Genomic DNA, 4,623 nt, shown 5'->3' with positions numbered 1-4,623 from the left:
TTATTCCCCGACAGATGCGGGCGCTGACGTGGCGCGTGAACTGAAGATGGCATCGCTGCAAGGGCGGAGGGTCGCCTGATAGGGATGCCGCATTCAGAAATGCCTCGTTCAGAGGATGATAGGCATCTGCTTTGGCTTTCGATGCGTCATGACGGGCATAGCGGCGGCTCTATCGCTGCGCGCGATGGGCACGCGGGGCGTGGTCAGGTTATCCGTGTCACAAATGCAATACGCAAGGCCGACATCGAGCACTGCGGGAACGCGGTCGATTGGGCCTATTGGTGATCGGCATGGCAGGGGCAGAGCACATCAAGGTTGAGACGCGTGTCGATTGCATGGTTGGTGATTGCATCGTGCAGGTCGTGTCCGGAGAGGGCGGGCTTCAGGTGCTGTGGTCGCGTGATCTGCGCGATGGCGCGACCGGCCTGCCCAAACGGCTGTTCAATGATTTTGTGACCTTTGACATGCCCGCGCAGCTGCGTGCCCTGGCGGATGCTATTGAGGCGCAGTCGCGCAAGTTCATGGGGGTGAAGGAATGAGCGAGGCGCGGGCAATGGCATTGATCGATTCAACAGATCTGCCCGAGTATCCCCTTGGTGTCGATGATCGCCTAGATAGCCATTACTTCATGGTCTGGGAACGCCGCCGCTGGCTCAATTCCGATATGCGGCTAAAGGCAACGGCTGAGTGCCGCGCCTATTACTTCGATCTGATCAATATCGCCTTCGATCAGTCGCTGGTCGGGACGTTACCGACAGACATGGATCTGCTGGCCAAGATGCTGTTCGTCGAGGCGTCGCATTTCCGCGCCCTGTGCCGCTTGGATTTCGGGCCGCTTCACAAGTGGTCGAAATGCCTTTGTGAGGGCGGCGAGATACGGCTGATGCATCCGATGGTCTTGCGGACGCTGACCGAGGCCATTTCGCGCAAGGAAGACAATCGCGCGCGCAATGAGGCTGCCAATGCCAAGAAGCGTATCCAGCGCGTGCGTTCTGCGGTGGCTGGCTATCACGCGGATCTGGCAAAGAATGATGCTGCGATCCTGTTCATGGATCAATGGCTACAGGAACAGGGGTGTGAATATCGCACATCCCATTGGATCGAGCGCGCCATGCAGGCGTGGTCCGATCACATGCTCAAGCTCAACATGCGAGGTCGAGAAACACTGTCTTGAACTGTCCCGGGGACAGTCTGGGACAGTCTGGGGACAGTTTAGGACAATCTGAGACTGTCCCGCACGATAGGGAAAAGACAGGGAAATAGAAAAGACAGATGGACAGTTCTCGCCAGAGATCGAGCCAAAGTGCGGATTGAGATGTGGATAAGTGCTGAGAAAAGGGGCAATGAAGATGGAAGCGTGCGAGCAAGAAGCTGGTGAAAAGAGGGTAATGGATTGCCTGATCAATCCGCTTGAGCGTCGTGGTCTGGCAAAGCCGTCGACGCTGACAAAGGCGCAGTATGAAGCCATGACCCGCGATCTATGTCAGCGCCTTGCCTATATGAGCGAGGAAGGGCTAGCGGCGCTCGAGGAGCATGCGGCGGCACAACCTAGCGGCAAGGCGCGCGACAGGATGCCGATTGGCAATGCCATGCTGGAATGGGCGGCGCAGATCGAGCCGCCGCGCGATGATGGCTCTCCGCTGGTGCGTAAGGTCTTTGCCCATGAGATTGGCCGGCGCGCGCTTGAGGGTGGATACGCGCCGGAATTACTCGGTGTAGTGAAGCGCCATCGCAAATGGCCCGGTGGCTATTTCATCGATCAGGCTCGGGCTGCGTCTTACGATGGGAACCGGCGGCTGGAAGACATCGAGCGGCGTTTGGTCGAGGGGAAAGAAGTCAGCGAGGCCGAAGCTGCATGGCGTGACCGACGCCGTTCCATCATCGCGCGCTGCGAGGAATGGTCTGGCTGCGAGGATCGCGGATGATGGCAAAAGTTTTTGACGTGACAAACGTGAAGGTATCTGTCGCTCCGGGCATGTACCCTGTTGGTCGTGCTTCTGGCATGCGCGAGCTATCGATCGAGGCGGCGCTGCGTTGGGCGTTCGGTTCTGAGTGCGCGCGGATTGATTTCGATGAAGAGACAGACCCGGATAGTTTCGTAGGAAGTGGCAGCTCCGATTCCGTTTGGAAGCTGATGCAGCGCGGGCGCATTGGGTGTCGTGTCGACGGTGGTGGGTTCTCGCCTCCCAGTGATGATGCGCAGATGATCGTCTCGCAGGTCGCCGCGCTTGATGTTGGATGCGGCGGGCGCAAGATGGCAATACAGATTGCTCAGCTTTCGCGTGTTGGAATGCGCCCAGATTGGATGCCAGGCGCGCGCCCTCGCTGTGTGGCTGAGGATTGGCGTGGAAACCGGCATGGCGGTGGTGCGGCTATGGCTGATGCAAAGGATCTCGGTGCGCAGGGTTGGCCATCAATGGAGCGGCGCAACAGAAAGGGCGTCGTTGTGCGCGATCCCGTCCGATACTGCCCAGTGATCTACACGCCTACCGCACGCACCATAGCGGCGGCGCGGCGTAACTACCTGCAATGGTGGGGCGCACTGCTTGAGGTTGGATCATATCTGCGCCTGACTGGTGTTCTTGGTGGGATCAAGATCACCTCTGCGATGCCGCCAATGCATCCGTGGCGCGAAGAAAGTTCTTGACGAAATCTAGAGCAGTTGACATCTTGCACTCGCAACACGTGCGCCCGGAGCGGAGAAACCCGCTGCCGGGCGTTTCTCGTTTCATCATCCTGTGAGGTAGCAATGGGGAAGCTGGCCGGTCGTGGCTTGCCGCCGCGTCTTGGCTCTGCGCCTACGAGATTCGCGCCTGTTCAAAGTGAAAACAAGAGCCGAACCGTCATGCGGCGTGAGGTGTCACCGCATCGTAAGCTTTACTCCACCGCGCGTTGGCAGAAGCTCAGCCTGAAGGTTCGGGTTGCAGCGAACTTCCGGTGCGAGATGTGTAGCAAGCTGGCGCTCGGGAAAGGCCAGTCCGTTACCGACCATAAGATCCCGCATCGCGGTGATCCGGCGCTGTTCTGGGATGAATTGAACCTGCAGTGCCTGTGCAAAGGATGTCACGACAAGACGAAGCAGCGAGAGGAAGCGGCCGGACTCCACGGGTAGGGGGTAGGTCAAAAGTCCAGGCCGGTTGTGGCTTCAGACCCGTCGTCCCCTCATCTGCACATTTTTTTCTGGGGAGGGCGGAATTTTGAACGATCATCGTGAAACCGACCTGTTCGGGAACCCTGTCAGAGCCGGTAAGGGGCGCCGTGGGCGGCCTTCAAAAGAGCTGACCGAAAAAGAGATCGACATGCTGGAAGCTGGTCTGATGAAGGGCTGGTCGAACCAGCGGCTCGCGGATGTGCTGGGGGTTGGTATCTCCACGCTCAAGCGGAATTTTGGGCCTGTGCTCAAGGGTCGTGGAGAAATGCCTGATCGCCTCAAGCTTGCGATCTTCGCGGCCACGGTTCGCAAGGCGCTCGACAAGGGCGACATGGGGGCGGTCCGCCAGCTGCGCCAGATGATTGGCGAGGATGAGGCGCGACTGATCGATGCGCGTTTGCGCGAAGAGCCGAAAGATGACGCTGAACGCGAGGTGATTGGAAAGAAGGAAGCGCAACGCCGGGCGGCCAAGGATCTAGTCGACGGCGATTCCGGAAATGCCGGGTTCGTTCTCGTCTCGTTGGCCGTTCCCGTTGAGATCTTCGAAGACGACTCCACGAGCCGGCTCACCCAGGGCGGGCAGAGAGAACAGAACACACGAGAGAACCCAAACCACCAAGGCACGTTTCATCCGACCTCCAATGAAGCCCCGTTGTGACGGGTAAGTCGCTTCACTCACCGCCCAATCTATCAGCATCAGGTCGGGCACCCCCAATACGGCACCTTGGCGTCGAGCATGCCGAAGTAGACCGGAGCCATGGATCCCGGCGCGTGGGTCTGGGCCGGCACCACGTGCACCCGGCAGTCGGGGGCGGCCCCGGTGTGGGAGGTGATCACCGAGCCGTCGACCGAGGCATCTTTGCCGACAACGATGTCGGTGCAGGTGAGGCCGTTGGTCGGCAGAAGAACGGCTCCGAGGAGCGCCAGCGCTAGGGTCTTGCGGGTCATTTCCTGCCTCCTTGCAGTGGTGGTGGTACCACCCAATACAAATTTTTCATCGTACTTTTCAATGCACTCCTGGCATCCGAGTCTCTGCTTCCAAGACTGCGGTTAAAACCTCTGCATTTAAACCATGACCGCTTCTATGCGCAACAATGTCGCCATGAAACGGCCTGCCTGATAAGGAAAGGTCACCGATGATATCGAGGATCTTATGTCGCGCGCATTCATTTGGCCACCGCAATTCGTTCTCGATCGGCCCATTCTCACCGAAAGCGATGAGATCTTGAGTGGTCACTGTCAGCCCGACGCCATCTTGCTGCAACTTGCGGGCTTCTTCTTCCAGCAAAAATGTTCGAGCGGCTGCAACCTATTCTCGATAGCGTTGTGGTGTTACAGCCACCCCATATTGTTGTGGTGGGATTGGTGAGCCGGGATACTCCACCGAGTAGTGCACTCGTAGGCCCGTCGTGGTTGGTGGAGCCACCTCGATCGCCGCATCACCAGCCGCAGCAGAAATTGTAACTGGCGAC

7 protein-coding genes and 1 pseudogene are annotated in these 4,623 nt (G+C 58.7%); 6 read left to right on the top strand and 2 right to left on the bottom strand.

The window, feature by feature from the left end; all coding sequences use genetic code 11:
* The first annotated feature begins 290 nt into the window (after nt 1-290).
* The 6 genes from QZ571_RS18245 (at nt 291) to QZ571_RS18220 (ending at nt 3,809) form a co-directional block, all read left to right on the top strand.
* On the top strand, nt 291-539 hold the full coding sequence (locus QZ571_RS18245; protein ID WP_295537572.1) for a hypothetical protein: 249 nt from the start codon (nt 291-293) through the stop codon (nt 537-539).
* A 14-nt stretch (nt 540-553) separates the two neighbouring features.
* Entirely contained in the window at nt 554-1,174 is a 621-nt protein-coding gene (locus QZ571_RS18240; protein ID WP_295537570.1) for a hypothetical protein, read from the top strand.
* 214 nt (nt 1,175-1,388) lie between these two features.
* On the top strand, nt 1,389-1,925 hold the full coding sequence (locus QZ571_RS18235; protein ID WP_295537568.1) for a hypothetical protein: 537 nt from the start codon (nt 1,389-1,391) through the stop codon (nt 1,923-1,925).
* Nucleotides 1,925-2,647 (top strand): hypothetical protein, encoded by a 723-nt coding sequence (locus QZ571_RS18230; protein ID WP_295537566.1) that lies wholly within the window; start codon nt 1,925-1,927, stop codon nt 2,645-2,647. Before QZ571_RS18235 ends, QZ571_RS18230 begins: the two co-directional genes overlap by 1 nt.
* A 102-nt stretch (nt 2,648-2,749) precedes the next feature.
* Nucleotides 2,750-3,112, top strand: coding sequence for an HNH endonuclease (locus QZ571_RS18225; RefSeq protein ID WP_295537564.1), 363 nt, complete (start codon nt 2,750-2,752; stop codon nt 3,110-3,112).
* A gap of 85 nt (nt 3,113-3,197) precedes the next feature.
* Complete coding sequence (locus tag QZ571_RS18220) at nt 3,198-3,809, top strand: hypothetical protein (protein ID WP_295537562.1); 612 nt, start codon at nt 3,198-3,200, stop codon at nt 3,807-3,809.
* 38 nt (nt 3,810-3,847) lie between these two features.
* Here QZ571_RS18220 and QZ571_RS18215 read toward each other — a convergent pair whose 3' ends face one another.
* Both QZ571_RS18215 and QZ571_RS18210 read right to left on the bottom strand, forming a co-directional pair.
* Nucleotides 3,848-4,099: a C69 family dipeptidase gene (locus QZ571_RS18215; RefSeq protein ID WP_295537561.1), complete on the bottom strand. Its 252-nt coding sequence runs from the start codon at nt 4,097-4,099 to the stop codon at nt 3,848-3,850.
* 58 nt (nt 4,100-4,157) lie between these two features.
* Nucleotides 4,158-4,448, bottom strand: a pseudogene (locus QZ571_RS18210) (UDP-3-O-acyl-N-acetylglucosamine deacetylase); the annotation flags it as partial.
* Nucleotides 4,449-4,623: the final 175 nt, after the last annotated feature.

It is taken from the genome of uncultured Thioclava sp. (assembly GCF_913064665.1).
Lineage (GTDB): Bacteria > Pseudomonadota > Alphaproteobacteria > Rhodobacterales > Rhodobacteraceae > Thioclava > Thioclava arctica.
The sequence above is the reverse complement of the archived record's forward strand: the minus strand, read 5'-3'. Positions and strand labels throughout refer to the sequence as shown.

Excerpts from the sequence above, each read along its gene's own strand:
- QZ571_RS18235 (WP_295537568.1), top strand. The coding sequence starts at position 1,389 with ATGGATTGCCTGATCAATCCGCTTGAGCGTCGTGGTCTGGCAAAGCCG.
- QZ571_RS18225 (WP_295537564.1), top strand. The coding sequence starts at position 2,750 with ATGGGGAAGCTGGCCGGTCGTGGCTTGCCGCCGCGTCTTGGCTCTGCG.
- QZ571_RS18215 (WP_295537561.1), bottom strand. The coding sequence starts at position 4,099 with ATGACCCGCAAGACCCTAGCGCTGGCGCTCCTCGGAGCCGTTCTTCTG.
- QZ571_RS18240 (WP_295537570.1), top strand. The coding sequence starts at position 554 with ATGGCATTGATCGATTCAACAGATCTGCCCGAGTATCCCCTTGGTGTC.
- QZ571_RS18230 (WP_295537566.1), top strand. The coding sequence starts at position 1,925 with ATGGCAAAAGTTTTTGACGTGACAAACGTGAAGGTATCTGTCGCTCCG.
- QZ571_RS18245 (WP_295537572.1), top strand. The coding sequence starts at position 291 with ATGGCAGGGGCAGAGCACATCAAGGTTGAGACGCGTGTCGATTGCATG.